At 71.3% G+C, this 23,263-nt stretch carries 21 protein-coding genes; 15 read left to right on the top strand and 6 right to left on the bottom strand.

All coding sequences use genetic code 11. The features are described 5' to 3' along the window. Nucleotides 1-114 precede the first annotated feature (114 nt). From ACWC21_RS08020 to ACWC21_RS07980, 9 genes are all read left to right on the top strand, one after another. Nucleotides 115-1,119, top strand: a complete 1,005-nt coding sequence (locus ACWC21_RS08020) for an FKBP-type peptidyl-prolyl cis-trans isomerase (protein ID WP_450879259.1) — start codon at nucleotides 115-117, stop codon at nucleotides 1,117-1,119. Nucleotides 1,120-1,212: 93 nt separating this feature from the next. After that, nucleotides 1,213-1,593: an FKBP-type peptidyl-prolyl cis-trans isomerase gene (locus ACWC21_RS08015; RefSeq protein WP_450879257.1), complete on the top strand. Its 381-nt coding sequence runs from the start codon at nucleotides 1,213-1,215 to the stop codon at nucleotides 1,591-1,593. A 141-nt stretch (nucleotides 1,594-1,734) separates the two neighbouring features. Beyond that, nucleotides 1,735-2,736, top strand: coding sequence for a helix-turn-helix transcriptional regulator (locus ACWC21_RS08010; protein ID WP_450879255.1), 1,002 nt, complete (start codon nucleotides 1,735-1,737; stop codon nucleotides 2,734-2,736). 18 nt (nucleotides 2,737-2,754) lie between these two features. Continuing rightward, nucleotides 2,755-3,813 carry a helix-turn-helix transcriptional regulator gene (locus ACWC21_RS08005; protein ID WP_450879253.1) on the top strand — a complete coding sequence of 353 codons (1,059 nt, stop codon included), beginning with the start codon at nucleotides 2,755-2,757 and terminating at the stop codon, nucleotides 3,811-3,813. 29 nt (nucleotides 3,814-3,842) lie between these two features. After that, nucleotides 3,843-4,103 carry a hypothetical protein gene (locus ACWC21_RS08000; protein WP_450879251.1) on the top strand — a complete coding sequence of 87 codons (261 nt, stop codon included), beginning with the start codon at nucleotides 3,843-3,845 and terminating at the stop codon, nucleotides 4,101-4,103. A 10-nt stretch (nucleotides 4,104-4,113) separates the two neighbouring features. After that, nucleotides 4,114-4,308 (top strand): hypothetical protein, encoded by a 195-nt coding sequence (locus ACWC21_RS07995; protein WP_450879249.1) that lies wholly within the window; start codon nucleotides 4,114-4,116, stop codon nucleotides 4,306-4,308. Nucleotides 4,309-4,565: 257 nt separating this feature from the next. Next, on the top strand, nucleotides 4,566-4,847 hold the full coding sequence (tatA, locus tag ACWC21_RS07990; protein WP_450879247.1) for a Sec-independent protein translocase subunit TatA: 282 nt from the start codon (nucleotides 4,566-4,568) through the stop codon (nucleotides 4,845-4,847). Between the two features lie 48 nt (nucleotides 4,848-4,895). Then, nucleotides 4,896-5,837: a twin-arginine translocase subunit TatC gene (tatC, locus tag ACWC21_RS07985; RefSeq protein WP_450879245.1), complete on the top strand. Its 942-nt coding sequence runs from the start codon at nucleotides 4,896-4,898 to the stop codon at nucleotides 5,835-5,837. An 86-nt stretch (nucleotides 5,838-5,923) separates the two neighbouring features. Then, a complete protein-coding gene (locus ACWC21_RS07980) occupies nucleotides 5,924-8,776 on the top strand; it encodes a DEAD/DEAH box helicase (RefSeq protein WP_450879243.1) in 2,853 nt (950 codons plus the stop codon). Here ACWC21_RS07980 and atzF read toward each other — a convergent pair. Genes atzF through ACWC21_RS07960 form a run of 4 tightly spaced genes read right to left on the bottom strand, consistent with a single transcriptional unit; the run spans nucleotide 8,758 to nucleotide 15,454 of the window. Next, nucleotides 8,758-10,503 carry an allophanate hydrolase gene (gene atzF, locus ACWC21_RS07975; protein ID WP_450879241.1) on the bottom strand — a complete coding sequence of 582 codons (1,746 nt, stop codon included), beginning with the start codon at nucleotides 10,501-10,503 and terminating at the stop codon, nucleotides 8,758-8,760. The two genes, ACWC21_RS07980 and atzF, sit on opposite strands and share 19 nt — an antisense overlap. 12 nt (nucleotides 10,504-10,515) lie before the next feature. After that, nucleotides 10,516-14,025, bottom strand: a complete 3,510-nt coding sequence (locus ACWC21_RS07970) for a 5-oxoprolinase/urea amidolyase family protein (RefSeq protein WP_450879239.1) — start codon at nucleotides 14,023-14,025, stop codon at nucleotides 10,516-10,518. Then, a complete protein-coding gene (locus ACWC21_RS07965; protein ID WP_450879237.1) occupies nucleotides 14,022-14,633 on the bottom strand; it encodes an urea amidolyase associated protein UAAP2 in 612 nt (203 codons plus the stop codon). Before ACWC21_RS07965 ends, ACWC21_RS07970 begins: the two co-directional genes overlap by 4 nt. Continuing rightward, nucleotides 14,630-15,454: an urea amidolyase associated protein UAAP1 gene (locus tag ACWC21_RS07960; RefSeq protein WP_450879236.1), complete on the bottom strand. Its 825-nt coding sequence runs from the start codon at nucleotides 15,452-15,454 to the stop codon at nucleotides 14,630-14,632. Before ACWC21_RS07960 ends, ACWC21_RS07965 begins: the two co-directional genes overlap by 4 nt. 170 nt (nucleotides 15,455-15,624) lie before the next feature. Here ACWC21_RS07960 and ACWC21_RS07955 point away from each other — a divergent pair, with 170 nt between their 5' ends. The 6 genes from ACWC21_RS07955 (at nucleotide 15,625) to ACWC21_RS07930 (ending at nucleotide 21,170) form a co-directional block, all read left to right on the top strand. Continuing rightward, nucleotides 15,625-16,275 (top strand): TetR/AcrR family transcriptional regulator, encoded by a 651-nt coding sequence (locus ACWC21_RS07955; RefSeq protein WP_450879234.1) that lies wholly within the window; start codon nucleotides 15,625-15,627, stop codon nucleotides 16,273-16,275. 321 nt (nucleotides 16,276-16,596) lie between these two features. Continuing rightward, nucleotides 16,597-18,219: a sensor histidine kinase gene (locus ACWC21_RS07950; RefSeq protein ID WP_450879232.1), complete on the top strand. Its 1,623-nt coding sequence runs from the start codon at nucleotides 16,597-16,599 to the stop codon at nucleotides 18,217-18,219. After that, nucleotides 18,216-18,623 (top strand): roadblock/LC7 domain-containing protein, encoded by a 408-nt coding sequence (locus ACWC21_RS07945; RefSeq protein WP_388794733.1) that lies wholly within the window; start codon nucleotides 18,216-18,218, stop codon nucleotides 18,621-18,623. Before ACWC21_RS07950 ends, ACWC21_RS07945 begins: the two co-directional genes overlap by 4 nt. Continuing rightward, a complete protein-coding gene (locus tag ACWC21_RS07940; RefSeq protein WP_450879229.1) occupies nucleotides 18,620-19,033 on the top strand; it encodes a DUF742 domain-containing protein in 414 nt (137 codons plus the stop codon). The genes ACWC21_RS07945 and ACWC21_RS07940 overlap by 4 nt, the downstream gene beginning before the upstream one ends. Continuing rightward, nucleotides 19,014-19,634, top strand: a complete 621-nt coding sequence (locus tag ACWC21_RS07935) for a GTP-binding protein (RefSeq protein WP_450879227.1) — start codon at nucleotides 19,014-19,016, stop codon at nucleotides 19,632-19,634. Before ACWC21_RS07940 ends, ACWC21_RS07935 begins: the two co-directional genes overlap by 20 nt. A gap of 48 nt (nucleotides 19,635-19,682) precedes the next feature. Next, on the top strand, nucleotides 19,683-21,170 hold the full coding sequence (locus tag ACWC21_RS07930) for a cytochrome P450 (RefSeq protein ID WP_450879225.1): 1,488 nt from the start codon (nucleotides 19,683-19,685) through the stop codon (nucleotides 21,168-21,170). Here ACWC21_RS07930 and ACWC21_RS07925 read toward each other — a convergent pair. Then, a complete protein-coding gene (locus ACWC21_RS07925) occupies nucleotides 21,145-22,152 on the bottom strand; it encodes a pseudouridine synthase (RefSeq protein ID WP_450879223.1) in 1,008 nt (335 codons plus the stop codon). The genes ACWC21_RS07930 and ACWC21_RS07925 overlap by 26 nt on opposite strands. An 86-nt stretch (nucleotides 22,153-22,238) precedes the next feature. Continuing rightward, entirely contained in the window at nucleotides 22,239-23,258 is a 1,020-nt protein-coding gene (locus ACWC21_RS07920; RefSeq protein ID WP_450879221.1) for a LacI family DNA-binding transcriptional regulator, read from the bottom strand. Nucleotides 23,259-23,263 lie beyond the last annotated feature (5 nt).

Here is a 23,263-nt window from a genome sequence, read left to right as displayed (position 1 = left end):
CTCGAATGCCGGAACGTGACACGGGCGCCGTACGTTTTCCGTACGGCGCCCTGCTCGCGTCGTAGAGTTGCGCGCACGTCATCCGCAAGATCGACCGATTACGAGGCTTCCCACGTGCGCCGACGCTCTCTTCTTCTTGCCGCCGTTCCCGCTGGACTGGTCACGCTCGCCGGGTGTAACGACGACTCGTCCGGTTCGGGCAAGGCCAGTGCGTCGCCGTCGGCGTCGGCCTCGTCCGTGCCGCCGCCGAAGATCGTGGACGGGCCGCTGCCCGCGATCACGGCGGGTACGAAGTTCGGTGAGAAGCCGACGGTCGCCAAGGGTCCGGGTGATCCGTCGAAGAACCTGGCGGTCAAGACGGTGATCGCGGGCAGTGGTCGCACGGTCGCGGAGAACGACTTCGTCCAGGCGAACTACCTGGGGCAGATCTGGGCCACGGGGAAGGTGTTCGACAACTCCTACGACCGTAAGTCGCCGCTGGTCATGCAGCTCGCCCAGGGCAGCCTCATCGACGGCTGGCGGTACGGGCTGGCGGGCAGGAAGGTCGGCAGCAGGATCGAGCTGGCCGTTCCGCCGGACTTGGGGTACGGCAAGTCGGGCAACCCGCAGGCGGGCATCAAGGGGACCGACACGCTGGTGTTCGTCGTCGATCTGATCGACTCGTTCAACTCCAGGAGTTCCAGCAAGGGCAAGGTGGTCGCGCAGAGCGACGCCGCCGTGCCGAAGGTGGGCACCAACACCGACGGCAAGGCTCCCTCGATCAAAATTCCGAAGGCGGATCCGCCGAAGAAGCTGGTGTCCGCCTACGTCCTGGAGGGTGACGGGCCCGAGGTCAAGGCGAACCAGGCGATCCTGTGCCAGTTCGAGGGCCTGGTCTGGGACAGTGGGAAGACGTTCGAGGCGACGTACGGCTCGGGGCGGCTGAGCCAGATCTCCCTGGAGCAGATGCAGCAGGTCGTCAAGGGTCTCGCCGAGGGTGTCACCGGTAAGAAGGTGGGCAGCCGGGTGCTGGTCGTGGTGCCGCCGGACCTGGCGTACGGCGACAATCCGCCCAGCGGCGGCCCGGTGAAGAAGGGCTCGACGCTGGTGTTCTCCGTGGACATCCTGGCGGCGATGTAGGCGGTCGGTGCGGGCCGCCCGCCGCGGGCGGGAGTGGTCGGGAGATGAAAGACTGTCCGCGTTCCGAGTCGTACACGAGCAGGAGCTTTAGACGTGAGCATCGAGAAGCCCGAGATCGACTTCCCGGGTGGCGAGCCCCCGGCCGACCTCGAGATCAAGGACCTCTGGGAGGGGGACGGCGAGGTCGCCGCGGCCGGCGATTTCGTGAAGGTCCACTATGTGGGCGTGGCGTTCTCCACCGGTGAGGAGTTCGACGCCTCCTGGAACCGGGGCACCCCGTTGGACTTCCAGCTCGGTGTCGGCCAGGTCATCCAGGGCTGGGACAAGGGTGTGCAGGGCATGAAGGTCGGCGGCCGCCGTCAGCTGGTCATCCCCGCGCACCTCGCGTACGGCGACCGGGGCGCCGGCGGGCGGATCGCGCCGGGCGAGACGCTGATCTTCGTCTGCGATCTGGTGGGCGTTGCCAAGCGCTGACCGTTCCTGGTCGGACGAGGGCCCGTGCTGTGCGCATGGGCCTTCGGCTTTTACCCGGGCTTTTGCCCCGGCTTTTGCCGTGACACTCCGGAGCGGTACGGTCATCGGTCGGAAGCACCATAGGGAAGGCGAAGGGCGTCGATGGCCATTGCCAAGGCGGAGCGGCTGATGAACCTGGCGCTGTGTCTGCTGGGGACGCGGCGGCCGCTCAGCAAGCGTGAGCTGCGCGACTCCATCGAGGCATACGTCGAGGCCTCCAGGACGGGCCGGGGTGAGGCCTCCAGGCCGGGCAGGGGTGCGGCGGGCGGGGAGGACTCCTTCAACCGGATGTTCGAGCGCGACAAGGACGATCTGCGCGAGCTGGGCCTGGTCATCGAGACCGTGGAGAACCTGGACGGTGAGGTCGGCTATCTGGCCCGCCGTGACAGCAATCGTCTTCCGCCGATCACTCTGGATGCCGAGGAGGCCGCGGCTCTGGGGCTGGCCGCCAAGGTGTGGCAGCAGGCCCGGCTGGCCGGCGCGGCGAGTGGTGCCCTGCAGAAGCTGCGTGCGGCCGGCCTGCCCGAGGACGTCGATCCGTACGAGGCGCACGGCGCGCTGGAGCCCCGTATTCCGGTGCACGAGGCGGCTTTCGAGCCGTTGATGCTGGCGTGCCGTGACCGCCGCCCGGTCGTCTTCGACTATCGCAAGGCCTCCGCGGCCCGTCCGGAGCCCCGGCATGTGGAGCCGTGGGCGCTGGAGTGCTGGCGCGGTCACTGGTACCTGGCGGGCTGGGACCGTGACCGGGGTGCCGAGCGGGTGTTCCGGTTGTCGCGGATCACGGGCAAGGTGCGTGCCCGCGGCAGCGGTTTCAGCGTTCCGGTGCCCGATGTGGTGACGGTCCGCGAGACCGTGGCGAGCTGGGCGGGTGAGATCGCCGACCGTACGGCGGTGATCCGGCTGCGTTCGGGTGCCGGTTACCCCCTTCGGGCGAAGGCCACGTCGGTTCGGGAACTCGGTGACGACTGGGACGAGTTGGAGATCCCGTACGGGCACGGTCTGGATGCGTGGCTGGTGGAGTTCGGTCCGGACGTGGTGGTGGTGGAGCCCGCGGAGCTGCGGGCCGATGTGGTGGACCGCCTGCGTGCCGTGGCCAAGGGCTGAGGGGGAGGGAGCAGGACAGTGGCAGGCAGACCGGTGAGGTCCGTGAACGCCATCGATCAGACCCGGCGGATGCTCTCCCTGGTGACGTATCTGCGGGAGCGTCCTGGTGCCCGGGTGGCGGACGTGGCGCGCGCGTTCGGGATCACGGAGGACGAGCTGGTCTCGGATCTGGACGTGCTGCCGATGTGCGGCACCAGTTTCCGTGGTGGTGACCTGCTCGACATCGACACCGACGGTGAGCGCATCTGGTGGCACAACCCGGCAGCGCTCGGTGCGGAGGCCGCCGAGCCGCTGAGGCTCGCCGCGGACGAGGCGACCGCGCTGCTGGTGGCCGCCCGGGCCGTCGCGACCCTGCCGGGTCTGCGGGAGGGGGACCGGCAGGCGCTGTTGCGGGCGACGGCCAAGGTGGAGACCGCGGCCGGGGAGGCGGCCGGGGCCAGTTCCCGGCTGTCGGTGACCTTCGAGTCCGAGGGCGGTGTCTTCGCCGACGTGGACCGTGCGATCTCCGAGCGTCGCCGGCTGTGGATCCGCTACTACTCGCCCGCCCGGGACGAGGTCACGGAGCGTGAGATCGACCCGATCCGGCTGGTCAGCGTCGGGCACACGTATGTCGAGGCCTGGTGCCGCCGCTCCGAGGCGCGTCGTACGTTCCGGCTGGACCGGGTCGCCGAGATCAGGATCCTCGACGAGCCGTCCGCGCCGCCGGAGATCGAGCTGCGGGACCTGTCCGAGGCTCTGGTGCAGCCGGCTGTGGAGGACCCGGAGGTCGTCGTCGAGGTCGGCCCCGGCGGCCGCTGGGTGGCCGAGTACTACCCGCATGACAGCGCGGATGAGCTTCCCGACGGTGGACTGCGTATTACGTTGCGCACCCCCGATCCGGCTTCGCTCAGGCGTCTGGCGTTGCGGCTGGGCGGCGACGGTCGGATCGTCTCGCCGCCCGAGCTGGCCGCCAGCGCGCGCCGGGCGGCGACCGAGGCGCTCGCGGCGTACGACGCGCCGGCGGACGGTGATGCTGTGCACGGTGTTCCAGACGGACGGTACGGCGGGCAGTACGACAGGCGGGAGCAACGGCTGTGAGCGAGTTTGCGGGGTCCGGGGTGAGGGACATGACGGTCGCGGCGGCGTTCGCCGGGATGAGGAGAGTGGCCCCCGTGGTGTTCCGGGCGGGCTGTCCGGACTGCCGTGGCCGTTTCGAGCTCGCCGCGAGTGCCCTGCGGCTGGCGATCGGCGCCACGAGCCGTACGACGTTCTACTCCTTCACCTGCCCCGAGTGCGGGGTCGCCGTCCGCAAGCCGGCCGGGGAGCGCATCGTCGAACTGCTGACCGGGGGTGGGGTCAGGACTCTGCGGCTGCACTCCACCGTCTAGGCTCGGCGTCATGTTCTGGCCGATGTTCGCGGTAGCTGTGGGGTTCCTGGGACTCGCCGTCCTCGGTGTGCTGGCGGTGCGGGTGTTCCTCGAGGCGCGGCGTCTGGGCAGGCAGGTCGCGGACTCCGCGAGCCGTATCAACAGGGCGGCCGAGGATCTGGAGCGGGCTTCGGTGAGCGCCGCCCGCGCCGCGGACTCCCTGTGAGGTGCGCCGTGGTGGTCCTGTGAGTCCCGCACCGTCAGCGCTTTGGGCCACTTCGCCCTGTCACGTGGGCCGGTGCGGCAGGTACTCTGCTGGTCGCGGTGCGAATAACGAGGCGCGTACCGCTGACCGGGAGTACGCACGGGGATTGCGTCACGTTAACCCCTGAGCGTTACGATCGCTGCCAGCACGATGTTCGGACAAGTGTCCGACTGGTCGGACAGGCCCGTCGCCCCGCCTCGGTGAGAAGGTGAAGATTTATGTTCCGCAACGGACTTGAGCCGTGGCACCTGCTGATCCTCGTTGTGGTCATCCTCCTGGTGTTCGGTTCCAAGAAGCTGCCGGACATGGCCCGCTCGCTCGGCAAGTCCGCCCGCATCCTGAAGAGCGAGGCCAAGGCGATGAAGGAGGACGGCAAGCAGTCCGGCACCGCCGAGTCCGCCGAGGAGCCGGCCCCCGCTCAGCGTACGATCCAGGCCGCGCCCGGCGACGTGACCAGCTCCCGCCCGGTCAACGAGCCGACGGACACGACCCAGCGCTGACGTGAGGACCGGGGACATCCGGTCCACTGCACGAGATAGGGATGTGGGTTGCCCAAGTCTGCCCGCAAAAAGGAGAGGGATCCCGAGGGCCGGATGCCGCTCGCGGATCACTTGCGTGAGCTGCGCAACCGGCTTGCGAAGGGTGTCCTGGCGATCCTCGTCGTCACGATCGTCGCGGCCTTCTTCTACAGGGACATCATCGATGTCATCACCAAGCCGATGCTCGACGAGATCGGCTGCCACCAGACCTTCGGGGAGCTGGCCAAGGCCAAGAACGTCCACTGCGCGCACCTCACCGTCAGCGGCCTGCTGGCGCCGTTCACCCTGGCCCTGAAGGTCGCCCTGATGACCGGTGTCGTGCTCGCGTCGCCGATCTGGCTGTACCAGCTGTGGGCGTTCGTCGCGCCGGGACTGCACCGCAACGAGAAGAAGTACGCCTACGCCTTCGTCGGCTTCGGCTTCCCGCTGTTCGTCGGTGGTGGCTACCTCGCGTTCCACGTGCTGCCCACCACGGCGAAGGTGATGATCGACCTCACGCCGGCCGGTGCCGAGAACCTGTTGCCGCTGGACGATCTGCTGGACCTGGTCACCCGCATGATCGTGGTCTTCGGCCTGGCCTTCGAGATGCCGTTGCTGCTGGTCATGCTCAACCTCACCGGCATGCTGTCGGGGCGGCGCATGCTGGGCTGGTGGCGCGGCATGGTCATCGGCATCACCATCTTCGCGGCCGTGGCCACCCCCAGCCCCGACCCGATGACGATGCTGGCGCTGGCCGCGCCGATCTGGGCGCTCTACTTCCTCGCCGTGGCCATCTCGCTGCTCAACGACCGGCGCCGGGCGCGCCGCGAGGCGCAGGGTCCCGCCGACGACGAGGCCTCCGAGCTGGACCTGACACCCGAGGACATCGGCGAGATCGAGCCCGTCTCCGCCGGCCGGGTGCCCGAGCAGACGACGGCGGACCGGATCAACGGGTACGACGACGTGACCTGACCGATCGCCTCCACCGCACGGTGACAGGTGCCCGCGTCCCCGGGGACGCGGGCACCTGTCGTTTCCGTTGTCACACGTTCCGGATAATGATCGTCCTGTTGTCAGTGGGGCCCGGTAACCTCGAAAGCACGATGACAGAGGACCTCTCACCGGCCGAGCGGTATGCGGCAGCCCGAAGGCGGGCAGCCGAGCAGGCCACCGCGCTCGCCTCCTTCCGCGAGCTGTACGAATTCGGCCTCGACCCCTTCCAGATCGAGGCCTGTCAGGCGCTCGAAGCGGGGAAGGGCGTGCTGGTGGCCGCCCCCACCGGCTCCGGCAAGACGATCGTGGGCGAGTTCGCCGTCCACCTCGCCCTGAAGCAGGGCAAGAAGTGCTTCTACACGACGCCGATCAAGGCGCTGTCGAACCAGAAGTACTCCGACCTGTGCCGCCGCTACGGCACGCAGCAGGTCGGCCTGCTGACCGGCGACAACAGCGTGAACTCCGACGCCCCGGTGGTCGTGATGACCACCGAGGTGCTGCGCAACATGCTGTACGCGGGCTCGCAGACCCTGCTCGGCCTCGGATACGTGGTCATGGACGAGGTGCACTACCTCTCGGACCGGTTCCGGGGCGCCGTGTGGGAGGAGGTGATCATCCACCTGCCCGAGTCGGTGACCCTGGTGTCGCTGTCGGCGACCGTGTCGAACGCCGAGGAGTTCGGCGACTGGCTGGACACGGTCCGCGGTGACACCGAGGTGATCGTCTCCGAGCACCGGCCCGTGCCGCTGTTCCAGCACGTGCTCGCCGGGCGGCGGATGTACGACCTGTTCGAGGAGGGGGAGGGCCACAAGAAAGCCGTCAACCCCGACCTGACGCGGCTGGCCCGGATGGAGGCCAGCCGCCCGTCGTACCAGGACCGCAGGCGCGGCCGCGCCATGCGTGAGGCCGACCGGGAGCGGGAGCGCAGGCAGCGCTCGCGGGTGTGGACGCCCAGCCGTCCCGAGGTCATCGAGCGACTCGACGCCGAGGGCCTGCTGCCCGCGATCACCTTCATCTTCAGCCGAGCCGCCTGCGAGGCCGCCGTCCAGCAGTGCCTGTACGCGGGGCTGCGCCTCAACGACGACGAGGCGCGGGAAAAGGTGCGCGCCCTCGTCGAGGAGCGCACGGCGTCGATCCCCACGGAGGACCTGCACGTCCTCGGCTACTACGAGTGGCTCGAGGGCCTGGAGCGCGGCATCGCCGCCCACCACGCCGGCATGCTGCCGACGTTCAAGGAGGTCGTGGAGGAACTGTTCGTCCGCGGCCTGGTCAAGGCCGTCTTCGCCACCGAGACCCTCGCCCTCGGCATCAACATGCCCGCCCGCTCGGTGGTGCTGGAGAAACTCGTCAAGTGGAACGGCGAGCAGCACGCCGACATCACCCCCGGCGAGTACACCCAGCTCACCGGCCGGGCCGGCCGCCGCGGCATCGACGTCGAGGGCCACGCGGTGGTGCTGTGGCAGCGGGGCATGAGCCCCGAGCACCTCGCGGGCCTCGCGGGCACGCGCACGTACCCGCTGCGCTCCAGCTTCAAGCCGTCGTACAACATGGCGGTCAACCTCGTCGAGCAGTTCGGCCGGCACCGTTCGCGTGAACTGCTGGAGACCTCCTTCGCACAGTTCCAGGCCGACAGGTCGGTCGTCGGCATCTCCCGGCAGGTCCAGCGCAACGAGGAGGGGCTGGAGGGCTACAAGGCCTCCATGACCTGTCACCTCGGCGACTTCGACGAGTACGCGCGGCTGCGCCGCGAACTCAAGGACCGCGAGAACGAACTGGCCCGGCAGGGCGCCGCCGAGCGGCGCGCCGAGGCGTCCGTCGCGCTGGAGAAGCTCAAGCCGGGTGACGTGATCCACGTGCCGACGGGCAAGTACGCGGGCCTGGCGCTGGTGCTCGACCCGGGCCTGCCCGCCGGCCGTTCCAACGGCCACCGCGGCTTCGACCACCACGACGGCCCGCGCCCGCTGGTGCTGACCGCCGAGCGGCAGGTCAAGCGGCTGGCCTCGATGGACTTCCCGGTGCCGGTCGAACCGTTGGAGCGGATGCGGATCCCGAAGTCCTTCAACCCGCGCTCACCGCAGTCCCGCCGGGACCTCGCCTCCGCGCTGCGCACCAAGGCCGGGCACATCCCGCCGGAGCGGGCCCGCAAGAAGCGCTCGCAGGCCGCCGACGACCGCGAGATCGCCCGGCTGCGCACCGTGATCCGCGCCCATCCCTGCCACGGCTGCAACGACCGTGAGGACCACGCCCGCTGGGCCGAGCGCTACCACCGGCTGCTGAAGGACACCTCGCAGCTGGAACGCCGGATCGAGGGCCGTACGAACACCATCGCGCGGACCTTCGACCGGATCGTGGCCCTGTTGACCGAGCTGGACTACCTGCGCGGCGACGAGGTCACCGAGCACGGCAAGCGGCTCGCCCGGCTCTACGGCGAACTCGACCTGCTGGCCAGCGAGTGCGTGCGCGCCGGCGTCTGGGAGGGGCTCGCTCCGGCCGAACTGGCCGCCTGCGTCTCGGCGTTGGTGTACGAGTCCCGGGTCGGTGACGACGCGATGGCGCCCAAGCTGCCGTCGGGCAAGGCCAAGGCCGCGCTGGGTGAGATGGTCCGGATCTGGGGTCGGCTGGACGGCCTGGAGGAGGAGTTCCGGATCACCCAGAGCGAGGGCGTCGGTCAGCGCGAGCCCGATCTGGGCTTCGCCTGGGCCGTGTACATGTGGGCCTCCGGCAAGGGCCTCGACGAGGTGCTGCGCGAGGCGGAGATGCCGGCCGGTGACTTCGTGCGGTGGTGCAAGCAGGTGATCGACGTGCTCGGGCAGATAGCGGCGGCTTCTCCTGCGGAGGGCTCGACCGTGGGGAAGGCTGCGCGGAAGGCGGTTGATCTGGTGCTGCGGGGTGTGGTGGCCTACTCGTCGGTGGGGTGATCGCTGTCTGGCGGGTGCGGGTGCTTCGTGGCTGGTCGCGCAGTTCCCCGCGCCCCTTCAGGCCGGCTGTTCCCGGGCCGGTTGAGGTATGACCGCCAGCCTCCGTACCCCGTGATGTCCTCGGCGTCCTTCAGTGCGCTCGGTTCGCACAGGAAGCCGGGGACGCTGCTGCCGTCCGCCAGTTCCACCGAGCCCAGGGTCATGGGACGGGGGAGTGCGGTCAGCAGGCGGCCCAGGCCCTCCGCCGGAAGCCGCCAGACCTCTGTCTCGATGGCCGCGCCTCCCTCGCCCACGTGGACCAGGCCCGGTTTGGGCGGGGCGGTTCGCAGGGCGTGCAGGCGGTAGACCGGGGCCGTGGTGGTCGTACGGTCCAAGCGGGCGCCGAGGGCGAGGAGCTGGTGGTTGAGGGGCTGGCCGGTCAGGTGGGCACCGACCACGGCGAGGCTCGTCTCGGGTGGCAGGGTACGGGCGATGCGGGCCAGCCGTTCGTCGGTGAACGCCGGGCCGATCAGCATCACGCCGAAGGGCAGACCGTTCACCTCGCCCGCCGGGACGGCGACCGCGGCCAGGTCGAAGAGGTTCGTGGAGTTGGTGAACCGGCCCAGGCGGGCATTGGCGCCGAGCGGGTCGGCGGCCACCTCGGCGAGGGTCGGGTGGCCGGGGGTGGTGGGCAGCAGCAGGGCGTCGGCGTCGGCCAGTTCGGCGAGGGCACGGCTGCGCAGGGCGGCCAGCCGGTCCTGGTCGGCGAAGAGCCGGTGGGCCGGGATGTCGCGGGCTCGGGTGATGATGCCGGCCACCGTGGGATCGAGACCTTCACCGCCCTCGCGGATCAACTTGTCGACAAAGCTCCCGACGGCCGTGTACCGCTCGGCGACGAACGCGCCGTCATACAGCATGGCGGCGGCCTCGGTGAACGGCGCGAGGTCGAGCGTGCGCACCGACGCCCCGGAGGCCACGAGCCGTGCGACCGCCGCCTCGTACGCCTCGGCCCAGCCCTCGTCCAGTTCACCGAGCTGATCGAGCGGTGCTACCGCGATGCGCCACGGCCCGGGGTTTCGCCGGGGGAGCGAAGGCAGCTCGCGGCCGGGCGGGCACGCCATGAACGCGAGGGCCTCTTCGGCCTCCGGCAGGGTGCGGGCGAACACCGTCACGCAGTCGATCGATGCGCAGGCCGGGACCACGCCCGCCGTCGGGACCAGACCCCGGGTGGGTTTCAGGCCGACGATGCCGTTGAACGCCGCGGGGACCCGGCCCGAGCCCGCCGTGTCCGTGCCGAGCGCGAAGTCCACGAGGCCCAGGGCCACCGCGACGGCCGAGCCGGAGCTGGAACCGCCGCTGATCCTGGCCGGGTCGACGGCGCCCCGTACCGCTCCATGGGGTGAGCGGGTGCCGACCAGGCCGGTGGCGAACTGGTCGAGGTTGGTGGTGCCGAGGACCACGGCGCCCGCGGCACGCAGCCGGGCGACGACGGGCGCGTCGACGGCCGGCTGGTACGCGTACGCCGGGCAGGCCGCCGTCGTGGGCAGGCCGGCCACGTCGATGTTGCCCTTGACGGCGAACAGGCGGCCGGCGAGGGGAAGCCGGGCCCCGGAGGCGACGCGCTCGTCGACGGCGCGGGCCTCGGCCTCCACCTCGGTCCGCGGGCGCAGCCCGATCCAGATCTCGGGGCGGTCGACGGCGTCGACGCGGTCGTAGGCCGCGCGGACGCGGGAGACAGTGGTGGACATTCCCGGTTCCTCTCAGTTCGCGGCCGGGGCCAGGACGACCAGTGCCGTTCCCGCCTCCACCTGGTCGCCGGGCCCGGCCAGGACCTCGGCGACCACGCCGGTGATCGGCGCGTGCACCCTGGACTCCATCTTCATCGCCTCCAGCGCGAGCAGCGGCTGTCCCGCCGTCACCTCGTCGCCCGGGGACACGTGCACCTGCCACACGGACGCGGCGAACTCGGCCTCCACCAGGCGTCCGCCCGGCGGGACGCTCACCGTGGCCGGTGGAGCGGGCGGTGCCGCCGCGGCCTCGGCCCGTGCGAACTCGCCCGCCGCCTCCCACGCGTCCCGTTCCGCCGCGAACGCGCGCTGCTGGCGCCGTCTGAACTCCGCTATGGAGTCCGCGTGTTCGGTCAGGAAGGCCTGGTGGTCCGCGAGCGAGAAGGTGCCCTCCTCGATGCGCGGCACGAAGCGGCCGGAGGCGATGTCGGCGCGCAGGTCGAGGAGTTCGTCCGCGTCGACCGGGTACCAGCGGATCCGGTCGAAGAAGCGCAGCAGCCAGGGTGAGCCCGGCTCGAACGCGCCGCGCTGCTGCCACGGGGACCACACCTGGGTGGTCCGGCCGACGAACTGGTAGCCGCCCGGGCCCTCCATGCCGTAGACGCAGAGATAGGCTCCGCCGATGCCGACCGAGTTCTCCGCCGTCCAGGTGCGCGCCGGGTTGTACTTCGTCGTCACCAGACGGTGGCGGGGGTCGAGCGGAGTGGCCACCGGGGCACCCAGGTAGACGTCGCCCAGGCCCAGGACCAGGTACTCCGCGGCGAACACGGTGTCGTAGACGTCCGCGACCGTGTCCAGGCCGTTGACGCGGCGGATGAACTCGATGTTCCACGGGCACCAGGGCGCGTCGTCGCGGACCCCGGCCATGTAGCGCGCGATCGCCTCGCGGGTCGCCGGGTCGTCCCAGGACAGGGGGAGGTGGACGGTGCGGGAGGGGACGGCCAGCTCGTCCGTGGGAGGGAGGGCGGACGCCATCCGCCGTACGGCCGCGAGGAGATCACTCAGGGGCAGCCGCGCCGGGTCCGTCCGGATCTGGAGGGAGCGGATGCCGGGGGTGAGGTCGGTGACACCGGCGAGGCCCGCCTCGGCCACCGCTTCCATCAGTGCGTGGACCCGCATCCGCAGGGCCAGGTCCAGCTGCATCGGGCCGAACTCGACCAGCAGGTTGTCGTCCCCGCTGCGGCGGAACGTCACGTCACCGTCCCGCGCGAGGACGCCGCCGTCGACGATCCCGGGGCGCGGTGCGCCGTCCACGTCCACGGGGCGGAAGCGGACGGTGTCGCCCGGGCGCAGCTGGCCCAGCTTCCACCGCTCGGAGCTCAGTACCGTCGCAGGGCACACGAACCCGCCGAGCGAGGGGCCGTCCGGGCCGAGCAGCACCGGCATGTCCCCGGTGTAGTCGACGGCGCCCACGGAGTACGGGGTGTCGTGGATGTTGGACGGGTGCAGGCCTGCCTCGCCGCCGTCCGAGCGCGCCCAGCGCGGCTTGGGGCCGACCAGGCGGACGCCGGTGCGGGCCGAGTTGAAGTGGACCTTCCAGTCGGCGGCGTAGAAGTCGTGGATGTCGTCCTCGGTGAAGAACTCCGGTGCCGCGTGCGGGCCTTCCACGGCGCCGATGTGCCACTCGGTGGTGAACCCGGGGCGGTCGGTCACCGGTGCGCCCTCGGTGACCGTGCCGCCGTGCAGCACGTCACCGGTGCGCAGCGCCCGGCCGCCGTGCCCGCCGAACCGGCCCAGGGTGAAGGTGCTCGCGCTGCCCAGGAACGCCGGCACGTCCAGGCCGCCGCCCGCGAACAGCACGTACGTCCGCAGGCCGCGGGCGTCCGGAGCGCCGACCTCGAGGAGGGCGCCCGCGGGGACCGTGACCGGCTCCCACTGGGGGACGGGCCTGCCGTCGACGGTGGCCGTCGCCGGTGCGCCGGTCACGCACACGGTCGTGGCACGGCTGAACCGCAGTGACGGGCCCTGCAGGGTGCATTCCAGGCCGGGAGCGCCTTCCGGGTTGCCGAGCGCCCGGTTGCCGAGGCGGAAGGACAGGTCGTCCATCGGACCGGACGGCGGCACCCCGACCTGCCAGTATCCGGTGCGGCCCGGCCAGTCCTGCACGGTGGTGAGCGTTCCCCCGGCGACCACCTCGATCCGGGGCGTCGGGTCGGTCACGTCCGCCAGGGTCGCCGTCGAGTGGTCCGCCGTACGGAAGCCGGGGTGCGCGAGCGCCTCCCGGAGCAGGCCCAGGTTCGTCTCGATGCCGTCGACACGGGTGCGGGACAGCGCCTCCTCCAGCCGCCGCAGGGCGTGTGCCCGGTCGGGGCCGTGGGCGACGACCTTGGCGAGCATCGGGTCGTACGACGTTGTCACCTCGGTGCCCGTCTCCACCCAGCCGTCGACGCGCACCCCGCCCGGGAACTCCACCCGCGTCAGCAGTCCGGCACTGGGCCGGTGGTCCCGGGAGGGGTCCTCGGCGTACAGGCGGGCCTCGACGGCGTGTCCCCGGGGCGGGCCGGGGTCGCGGACGACGTCCGGCTCGTCGCGTGCCAGGCGCAGCATCCAGGCGACCAGGTCGACGCCGTAGACCTCCTCGGTGACCGGGTGCTCCACCTGCAGGCGCGTGTTGACCTCCAGGAAGAAGGCCTCCTCGCGGGCGGCGTCGTACACGAACTCGACGGTGCCGGCGGAGCGGTAGCCGACGGAGGCGCACAACCGGCGGGCGGAGTCCGCGAGCCGGGCGCGGACGTGGTCGGGCAGGCCGGGCGCCGGGGCCTCCTCGACCACCTTCTGGTTGCGGCGCTGCAGGGAGCAGTCACGGTCGCCGAAGGTGACCACCCGGCCCGCGCCGTCGCCGAAGACCTGCACCTCGACGTGGCGGGCGTGCTCGACCAGTCGTTCCAGGAAGACCCCGGCGGAGGAGAAGGAGGCGGCCGCGACGCGCTGCACCCGCTCCCAGGCCTCGGTCAGCTCGTCGGCGGAGCGGCAGGCCGACATGCCGATGCCGCCGCCTCCGCCGGTCGCCTTGAGCATCACCGGGTAGCCGATCCGCCCGGCCGCCTCGAGGGCCTCGGTCACCGAGGTCAGCAGTCCGGTGCCCGGCGCGAGCGGAACCCCGGCCGCCGCGGCCGCCGCGCGCGCGGTGTGCTTGGCGCCGAACAGCTCCAGCTGCTCCGGTGTGGGGCCGACGAAGACGATCCCGGCGTCCTCGCACCGCCGGGCGAAGGCCGCGTCCTCGGACAGGAAGCCGTAACCGGGGTGGATCGCGCCCGCGCCGGTGTCCTTGGCCGCCTTCAGGACCAGGTCGGCGTCGAGGTAGGACTCCTTGGCGGGCGCGGGCCCGAGCCGTACCGTTTCGTCGGCCAGCCGGACATGCGGAGCCGACCGGTCCGGGTCGGAGTACACGGCCACGGTCCGCAGTCCCAGTTCCCTGGCCGTGCGGATGATCCGGACGGCTATCTCGCCGCGGTTGGCGACCAGCAGGGTGTCGAAGCTCATGCGCCGTACCCCTCGGCCGCGGCCCCGATCGTCATCTCCACCGCCGTCGGCTCGAAGCCGTTGCAGGGGTTGTTGATCTGCGGGCAGTTGGAGACGAGGACGAGGACGTCCCGTTCGGCGCGCAGGGTCAGTGAGAGCCCGGGTGCCGAGATGCCGTCGACGATGCCCAGGGTGCCGTCCTTCTCCACGGGCACGTTCATGTACCAGTTGATGTTGGAGACGAGGTCGCGTTTGCCGAGGCCGTACTTGGCGCCCTCGGCGAGGAAGTTGTCCACGCACGCGTGCTGGGACCAGGTGTGGTGGCCGTAGCGCAGGGTGTTGGACTCCTTGGAGCAGGCCCCGCCGACGGTGTCGTGGCGGCCCACGTCGTCGGCGGTCACGGTCATCAGCGGGGTGTGCTCGTTGGACATCAGCACACTGCCCGTGGTGAGGAAGATGCCGCCCTGGGCGTGGATGGTGTCGGGGGCGCTGTAGCGGACCGCCGTGTCATGGGCGTCGTACACCAGGAAGTCGACGGCCTGGTTGCCGTGCAGGTCGGTGATGGTGAGCGTCTCGCCGGTGCGGACGAGGGACGACCACGCGGCGCGGGCCGGGACGACGGTCTTCATACGAGCCCCCTCGCGGTGAGGAATTCGGCGGTGTTGAGGAAGGCGCGGCGGCCTTCGGGGGTGGCCTCCCACAGCGGGTCGCCCGGCGCGGTGGGCGCGGCCCGCCAGGCGAGGACCTCCAGTGGGGTGCTGACGTAGTCGGGGCGGGGGTCGGCCGGGTGCGGGACGTTGGCGATGAGCACGGTCACGTCCTGCTCGGCGCGCAGGGTGACGCTGCCGCCGGGGCCGGCCGAGCCGGTGAAGTCCAGCGCACCGTCGTCGCGGACCTGGACGCCCTGGAAGAAGGAGAGCGACGGGGGCAGGTCGCGCGGTCCGAGGCCGTTCTTGGCGGCGGCCAGCTTGAACAGCTCACGGCCGGCTGGGGAGGGGGACTGCGGGGTGCCGTCGCCGTACCGGGCGGTGTTGCGTACGAGGGTGGAGGTGCCGCACAGCGCGTCGTGCCGTTCCGAGGTGTCGGCGACGACGGAGGCGAGGACCCGGCCCTGGTCGGACAGCAGCAGTTGTCCCGCACCGAGGTAGGCGTTCCACTGCACCTTGACGGTGTCGGCGACGTTCAGCCGCTCCCAGGGGCGGTCGGCCGCGTACAGCAGCAGGTGGGCGCACGCGTCGCCGTGCGGGTCGGTCAGCCGCAGTTCGGTGCCCCGGGCGAGGACGCGGTGGGTGTAGTTGCCGCCCGCGACGGTCTCCGCCCAGACCAGGTGGCCCGCCTCGCAGGGCGGCGCGGGCCACTCGCGGGCCGGCACCACGGGCATGGCCTCGGCGCGTGTTCCTGCCTGGGCCCGTGCATGGGCCCGGGCTCCGTGAGTGGTCGCGGTCGGCATCGGTGACCTCCGGCTCCGGCTGGCGGTGTGACTGCCATGTCTGTCGGCATTTCTGTCGCGCGACAGAAATTAGGGGCGGGGCGGGTCGGGGGAATTGCCGCCTCGTTGCCACCGGGTTACCGAGCCCTCACGGAGATCGCCCGGCGTCGCCGTGTGCGAGGATCGAACGCATGGGGACGAGCAGGGGGCGCCGGGTCGGCCGGCCGCGGGCCACGCAGCGGCCGGAGAGCGGACTGCAGCCGCGGGCGGAACTGCTCCTCGCCGCGGCGGAGTTGTTCACCACCCGCGGATACGCGGCCACCACCACCCGTGCCGTGGCCGAGCGTGCGGGGATGCGGCAGGCGTCCATGTACCACTACGTCTCGGGCAAGGAGGAACTGCTCGCCGAGCTCCTGGAGTCCACCGTGGCACCCTCCCTGGCGCGCGCCCGCGAACTGCTCGCCGACGACGCGCGCCCGGCCGGGGACCGGCTGTGGGAGCTGTGCCGCACCGACGTGGAACTGCTGTGCGGCGGCCCGTACAACCTCGGCGGGCTCTACCTGCTGCCCGAGGTGCGCGCCGAACGGTTCGCGGGCTTCCATGCCGTGCGGGCCGAGCTCAAGGACGCCTACCGGCAGTTGATCGCCGCGACGGCCGCCGGTGCGGTGCTCGCCGAGAACGAGCTGGAGCTGCGGACCGATCTGGTCTTCGGGCTGATCGAGGGTGTCATCCTGGTGCACCGCTCCGAACCGGACCGGACCGCCTCGGAGTTCGCCCGCGCCACCGCGGACGCGGCCCTGCGTATCACCGGCGTCACCCACGTCCGAGTCGCCGGTATCTGAGCGGACGTCCGTCACCGCTCGAGCGGCTCTTCACTCCTTACGGTGAGTTGTCTTCGCACGCCTGTGCTTTGTCACGCTCCGTGTGCGATTGTTTCCCGTGTGTGCAAATGGAGCTGAGCGTACTCCTCCTTCCGGGGTGATTTCAGGCGCTCGCCGAATATGACACAGCGATGATCCGGTCGGACTAGGCTCGCCCGCGGCGCACCGGGTTGAGGTGAATTCGTGCGCCTGTTCCCAAAAATAACGAAGACCCGACTGCTCCATGAATCTTCCCCAGGAAAGCTCCCCCGACACCCCGCAGATTCGTCACAGAAGGCATCCATGGTGAGTGTTCAACCGCCTCCCGGTGGCCGCGAACTGTCCTACGCGCGCGTGCTGTTGCTGCCGGTCATACTGATGGCCGCGGCGACCGGAGCCGCCGTCGCCGTGGTCGCGGCACCGGCCCGGACCGCGGTCGGCCTGTGCGGCGCCGTCGCCACCCTGCTGGTGATCGCGACGGCGGCCGAAGCGGTGCGCCGCGGTCGCAAGCTCGGTGAGGTGCGGGCGGAACACGCCCGTCACGCCACGTATCTGGAACGGCGGCTGGCCGCCCACGAAGCCGATCTCCACCACTTCCGCACGGAGATCGTGCCGACCGCGCTGTACCGGCTGCGCGCCGGAGAACCCCCGAGGGAGGTGGTGCAGAAGGTCCTCGACGCGGACCCGGACCTGCGTCACCTCCCCGACGCCCTGCGCGACCTGCTCAAGACCCTGCTGAAGGTCGTGGACGAGGAGGAGACGGCGCGCGACGCCGCACAGCAGGCGTTCGTGAACATCGCCCGCCGCGTCCAGGCCATCGTCCACCAGCAGGCCAACGAACTGCGCGAGATGGAGGAGGACCACGGCCGCAACCCCGAGGTCTTCGACGACCTGCTGCGCATCGACCACGGCACCGCGCTGATCGGACGTCTCGCCGACTCCATCTCCGTCCTCGGCGGCGGCCGTCCCGGCCGTCAGTGGCCCAACCCCGTGGCCCTCTACAGCGTGCTGCGCGGCGCCATGTCCCGGATCCTCGAGTACCGCCGGATCGACCTGGCCTCCATCGCCCACGTCAACATCAAGGGCACCTGCGTGGAACCGGTCATCCACGCCGCGGCCGAGCTCCTCGACAACGCCACGCGCTACTCACCGCCGCAGACCAAGGTGCACGTCACCGCCACCGAGGTGCAGACCGGCGTCGCCATCGAGATCGAGGACGCCGGAGTCAGCCTCAACGAGGAGTCCCGCGCCCGTATCGAGAACATGCTGGAGGCGGCCAAGGCGGGCGTCGACCTGCAGACCCTCGGCACCACCCCGCGCCTGGGCCTGGCCGTCGTCGGCCGGCTCTGCTCGACGTACAACATGCAGGTCTCGCTGCGATCCTCGGCATACGGCGGCGTCCGCGCCATCCTCATCGTGCCCCGCAGCATGATGACCACCGAGCCCGCCCCCGGCCTCGCCCACGGCATCGGCGCCACCGCCGTGCCCAAGGCCGAGCTCGGCGCGCTCGAGGGCCCCAAGCGCGCGCCCAAGAAGCGGCGCCCCACCAGCCCGCGCATCCCCGCCGGGATCTCCATGGAGGACGACGTCCCCGAGGTCACCGAGTGGACCGCCGGCGGCCTGCCGCAGCGCCGCAGCAGGATGAAGGTCCCGCTCAGCCGGCGCCTCGCCGAACAGGCCGCCATCGAGCAGGCCGAACGCGAGGGCAAGCCCACCATCTGGTCGCAGCACAAACCCGAACCCGAGCCGGAGAAGAAGAAGGACGACCGTGAACCCGGACTGTGGGTCGAGGCCTTCTGGGAGGGCCTCAAGAAGGACAACCCGGGCCATCCGACCGACTTCACGCGGAACCCGACCGCGTACCTGCACCTGATCAACGATTCGGCCGACCGCACCGAGGCCGACGACGAGGGGGACCCCAAGTGATCCAGCAGCGAGCGAACTTCGACTGGATGCTCAAGGAGCTCGCCGACGGCGTACCGGGCATCGAGATGATCGTGGTGCTCTCCGCCGACGGACTGCGCATCGCCCGCCACGGCGGCGACCCCGACGCCGCCGACCGTGTCGCGGCCGCCTGCGCCGGTGTGCAGAGCCTGGCGGGCGCCGTCGCCCAGGAGCTGCCCGGCAGCGACGGCGACATGAAACTGGTCGTCATCGAGATCGACGGCGGCTACTTCTATCTGATGGCCGCCGGAGCCAACGCCTACCTGGCGGTCCTCGCCGACGTGGTCTGCGAGCCCGGCCGGATGAGCGGCATGATGCGCGACCTCGTCGTCCGCATCGGCGCCCACCTCACCAGTCCGCCCCGGCGGAACGGGCAGACCGTATGACTCCTCCGCAGCGCAAACGGCGCCCCCCGGGGCAGGAACCGCTGCCGCAACCACCCGAGGCGGGGGGGAAGGCGGGCACCACCAAGAAGAACCCCGAGCGGCTGTACGTCATCACCGGAGCCGCCGACGGGGGACGCGCCGAGATGGACCTGGTGACGTTGATCGTGGCACGCACCGACCCACCGCCGTCCGTCCCGCCGGAACAGGCGGCACTCCTCCGGCTCTGCACCTCCCCCCTCTCCGTGGCCGAACTCTCCGCCTACCTCAACCTGCCGTTCAGTGCGATGACCGTACTGATCACCGAGATGATCACGGCGGAGCTGGTGCAGGCACGCGCCCCGATCGTCCGCCAGGCACTACCCGACCGTTCACTCCTCGAAGCAGTGATGCATGGACTTCAAAAGCTCTGACACCATCCCGGGCCCCCGCGCCGAGGACCACCTGCCGCACACGGCCCAGGCCGCCGTGAAGATCGTGATCGTGGGCGGCTTCGGGGTCGGCAAGACCACCATGGTCGGCTCCGTCAGCGAGATCAGACCGCTGACCACCGAAGAGACGATGACCCAGGCCGGCATCGGCATCGACGACAACTACGGCTCCGAGTCGAAGACGGCCACCACTGTGGCCATGGACTTCGGCCGTATCAGCATCACCGAGAAACTGGTGCTCTACCTCTTCGGCACGCCCGGCCAGGAACGCTTCTGGTTCCTGTGGAACGGCCTCTTCGAGGGCGCCCTCGGCGCGGTCGTCCTCGTCGACACCCGCCGTCTCGAGGTCAGCTTCGACGTCATAGGGCGGCTCGAGGACCGCGGCGTGCCGTTCGTCGTCGCCGTCAACTCCTTCCCCGACGCGCCCCGTTACCCCATGGACGAACTGCGCGCCGCGCTGGACCTCCCCCCGGAGATCCCCATCGTCGAGTGCGACGCCCGCCGCCGGGCCTCCAGCCGGGACACGCTCATGACCCTGATGCGCTTCCTGCACTCACTCGCCATGACCGGCGCCCTCACCTGACCCCTCCCGACCACCCCCACCCCGGATCCATCCCTCGGAGCGACCACTGTGACGCCTGAAACCCATCACCCGGCCGGCACGGACGATCCCACGCTCGGCCCGCCCCCCGGCTGCCCCGCGCACGGGCTCGGGCCCGGGGGACTGCACCGCCTGTACGGCTCGGACGCGGACGACCTGGGCGAGCTGTACGAGAAGCTGCGCGCGGACCACGGACCCGTCGCGCCGGTACTGCTGCACGACGACGTGCCGATCTGGGTGGTCCTCGGACACACCGAGAACCTGCACATGGTGCGCAGCCCTTCGCAGTTCACCCGGGACAGCCGCATCTGGACCCCGCTGCTCGACGGCATGGTCAAGCCGGACCATCCGCTGATGCCGCACATCGCCTGGCAGCCCATCTGCTCGCACGCGGAGGGCGACGAGCACCAGCGGCTGCGGGCGGCCGTCACGGGCGCCATGTCGACCATCGACCACCGCGGCATCCGGCGCCACATCGGCCGCTACACCCAGGTGCTGGTCAACGAGTTCTGCGGCGAGGGCCGCGCCGACCTCGTCGGCCAGTTCGCCGAACACCTGCCGATGGCGGTGATGTGCGAGATCCTCGGCATGCCCGAGGAGTACAACGACCGCATGGTGCAGGCCGCACGCGACGCGCTCAAGGGCACCGAGACCGCCATCGCCAGCCACGACTACGTCATGGACGCGCTCAGCCGGCTCACCAGCCGCCGCCGAGCCCGGCCGGACGAGGACTTCACCAGCCATCTCATCGCCCATCCGGCGAGGCTGACCGACGACGAGGTCAGGGAGCACCTGCGCCTGGTGCTCTTCGCGGCCTACGAGGCCACCACCAACCTCCTCGCCAACGCGCTGCGCATGGTCCTCACCGAGCCGGGTTTCCGCGCCCAGCTCAACGGCGGGCAGATGACGGTGCCCGAGGCGGTCGAGCAGTCCCTGTGGGACGAGCCGCCGTTCAGCGCCGTCCTCGGCTACTTCGCCAAGCAGGACACGGAGCTCGGCGGCCAGCGCATCCGCGCCGGCGACGGGCTGCTGTTCGCCCCCGCGCCGGGCAACGTCGATCCACGGGTGCGCCCCGACCTGTCCGCCAACATGCAGGGCAACCGCTCCCACCTCGCCTTCGGCGGCGGCCCGCACGAGTGCCCCGGCCAGGACATCGGCCGTGCCATCGCCGACGTCGGTGTGGACGCGCTGCTCACGCGGTTGCCGGACGTCCAGCTCGACTGTGCCGAGGAGGAGCTGCGCTGGCGGTCGTCGATCGCCTCACGGCACCTGGTGGAACTGCCGGTGCGCTTCGAGCCGAAGCCGCAGCAGGACGTGACGCTCAAACCGAGCCCCGCGCCGATTCCGCCGCAGCGCGCCACCTGGGAGATCGGCACCCCTCGCACCGAACCCACACGGCCGCCCGTGCCCGCTCCGGAAGCCGTGCCGACGGCACCACGGCCCGCGCCGCCCTCCGTGGAACCCGCCCGGCGGGCCGGCCCGTGGCAACGCGTCAAGCGGTGGTGGCGCCGCCACTGACCGGGCACGCGGCGGACGTCGCCCCCGTCTGCCCAGCAGCCCACAACGCGGGCGACGACCAGGCCTGCAGCGTCCGGCCGCTGACGAAGCGGTGCTCCACCCCCGTGACCGGATCGGTGAACTCCAGCCTCCGGGCCAGCAGTTGCAGCGGACGCCGGAAATCACCGGCCGGCACGGGGGCGGTCACCTCCGGATACAGCGGATCCCCGAGAAGGGGCAGGCCGAGTGCGCTCATGTGCACCCGCAGCTGGTGCGTCTGCCCGGTGGCCGGGAGGAGCCGGTACCGGCCCAGCCCGTCCCGCTCCCGGTACTCGATCAGCTCCACCCGGGTCACCGCGTTGGGCTCACCCGGCACCTCCCGCGCCGCCGGTACCCCCCGCTCCTTCAGGATCCGGCTGTGCACGGTGCGGGGCAGGACCACACCGGGGACGTAGGGGGCCACGGCCTCGTACTCCTTGCGCACCCGCCGGTCGCGGAACAGCGACTGGTAGGCGCCGCGGTCCTCGGGCCGCACCATGAACAGCACCAGCCCGGCCGTCAGCCGGTCCAGGCGGTGCGCCGCCGTCAGTGCCGGCAGACCGAGCTCGCTCCGCAGCCGGGCCAGTGCCGTCTCGGCGACATGGCTGCCGCGCGGTGTCGTGGCGAGGAAGTGCGGCTTGTCCGCGACCACGATCCGCTCGTCGCGGTACACCACCTCCAGCGGGAACGGCACCGGCACCTCCTCGGGCAGCTCCCGGTGGAACCACACGTACATCCCCGGGACGTAAGGTGCGTCTGCCGCCACCGTCCGCCCGTCGGCCCCGACGACCAGTCCCGCGTCCAGCATCCCCCGGACCACCCCGGGCCCCGCCCCGCTGAGCCGCTCCACCAGGTGCTCGCCCACCGTGGCCCACGCCCCGTCGAGGGGCAGCCGGACCCGCACCGGGTCCACCCCGTTGCGCTGCGGCAGGGGAGCGGGCGGGATCCGGGTCTTGCGTCTCATCAGGGCACCAGCGTAGATGCTGGACGACACCGAGTTCCCGCCCGCCGCCCGCGGCGAGGACTCCGAGCGAGCCGCGGCGGCCGGCATCACTCCGGGCGGCCCCTTCTGCGTGGGGCGGCCGCCGCACGTCGGGTGGACCGTCGGGGGAGCAGCACCGGTTGCACGAGCCGGCGCCGGTCCACACCGCTGCGGGCGTTGATGACAGCGATGAGCAGATCGACCGCTTCGTCACCCACCCGGTCCGGACGGAGGCTGACGGTGGTGACCGGCGGAGTCGTGCTCGCGTACTCCGGGTCCTCGCTGACGCACCCCACCAACAGATCCCGCGGTACCCGGAGGCCGTGGCGGCGGGCGGCGGCGAGAATGTTGTGACCGGAGTCGGAGTAGACGCCGACCACGGCCTCCGGTCTCGGATCCCGGTGGAGCAGCCGGCTCACCGCGTCCTGTTCGGCCGTGAAGTAGTCGGGCAGGGAGGCGTACTCCTCCACGAGGGCGGCCATGCCGTGGTCGGCGCACCAGGACCGGTAGGCCTGCGCGATCAGGTCCGGGTACGCGTCGTCGTGAACGGGCAGGGAGAGCCCGATCCGCCGGGCGCCGGATTCCGCGAGGTGCTCCAGCAGCAGGCGCAGGCCCGCCTCGCAGTCGGCTTCCACCCACGCGTCGTACCAGTGCGGTGCGGGCGGCCGGCCTTCGCAGACCATCGGTATGCCACGCTCCCGCAGGATGGAACGCACCGGGTCGTCCGCGCGCGGGGAGACGTGGATGACGCCGTCCATCGGCGTGTTGAGCCACATCCACGGTGACATCGAACTCGGCATCACCTGGAGCAGGTAGCCGCGCTCGTGCGCCGCCGCCATGGCGCCCAGCGTCAGCTTCGCGTAGTACGGGATCTCGGTGTACGCAACGGGAAGGTCCCCGTACGCGGTCATGGTGAGTCCGAGTACCCCGGTGCCGCCGCGGGCCAGGGCCCGGGCCCGGCTGGCCGGGGCGTAACCGAGTTCGCGCGCCGCGACCAGCACGCGCTGCCTGGTCGCCTCGGACAGCCGTCCGTTGCCGTTGAGCGCATTCGACACGGTGGCCGTCGACACTCCAGCACGTGCGGCCACGGCAT

The organism is Streptomyces sp. NPDC001348 (genome assembly GCF_053597535.1).
The sequence above is the reverse complement of the archived record's forward strand: the minus strand, read 5'-3'. Positions and strand labels throughout refer to the sequence as shown.

What these genes read in the sequence shown, in the direction of transcription:
- ACWC21_RS08010 (WP_450879255.1), top strand. Translation starts at nt 1,735, where the DNA reads ATGGCCATTGCCAAGGCGGAGCGGCTGATGAACCTGGCGCTGTGTCTG.
- ACWC21_RS08000 (WP_450879251.1), top strand. Translation starts at nt 3,843, where the DNA reads ATGACGGTCGCGGCGGCGTTCGCCGGGATGAGGAGAGTGGCCCCCGTG.
- ACWC21_RS07995 (WP_450879249.1), top strand. Translation starts at nt 4,114, where the DNA reads ATGTTCTGGCCGATGTTCGCGGTAGCTGTGGGGTTCCTGGGACTCGCC.
- tatA (WP_450879247.1), top strand. Translation starts at nt 4,566, where the DNA reads ATGTTCCGCAACGGACTTGAGCCGTGGCACCTGCTGATCCTCGTTGTG.
- ACWC21_RS07980 (WP_450879243.1), top strand. Translation starts at nt 5,924, where the DNA reads ATGATCGTCCTGTTGTCAGTGGGGCCCGGTAACCTCGAAAGCACGATG.
- atzF (WP_450879241.1), bottom strand. Translation starts at nt 10,503, where the DNA reads ATGTCCACCACTGTCTCCCGCGTCCGCGCGGCCTACGACCGCGTCGAC.
- ACWC21_RS07970 (WP_450879239.1), bottom strand. Translation starts at nt 14,025, where the DNA reads ATGAGCTTCGACACCCTGCTGGTCGCCAACCGCGGCGAGATAGCCGTC.
- ACWC21_RS07965 (WP_450879237.1), bottom strand. Translation starts at nt 14,633, where the DNA reads ATGAAGACCGTCGTCCCGGCCCGCGCCGCGTGGTCGTCCCTCGTCCGC.
- ACWC21_RS07960 (WP_450879236.1), bottom strand. Translation starts at nt 15,454, where the DNA reads ATGCCGACCGCGACCACTCACGGAGCCCGGGCCCATGCACGGGCCCAG.
- ACWC21_RS07955 (WP_450879234.1), top strand. Translation starts at nt 15,625, where the DNA reads ATGGGGACGAGCAGGGGGCGCCGGGTCGGCCGGCCGCGGGCCACGCAG.
- ACWC21_RS07950 (WP_450879232.1), top strand. Translation starts at nt 16,597, where the DNA reads ATGGTGAGTGTTCAACCGCCTCCCGGTGGCCGCGAACTGTCCTACGCG.
- ACWC21_RS07940 (WP_450879229.1), top strand. Translation starts at nt 18,620, where the DNA reads ATGACTCCTCCGCAGCGCAAACGGCGCCCCCCGGGGCAGGAACCGCTG.
- ACWC21_RS07935 (WP_450879227.1), top strand. Translation starts at nt 19,014, where the DNA reads ATGGACTTCAAAAGCTCTGACACCATCCCGGGCCCCCGCGCCGAGGAC.
- ACWC21_RS07925 (WP_450879223.1), bottom strand. Translation starts at nt 22,152, where the DNA reads ATGAGACGCAAGACCCGGATCCCGCCCGCTCCCCTGCCGCAGCGCAAC.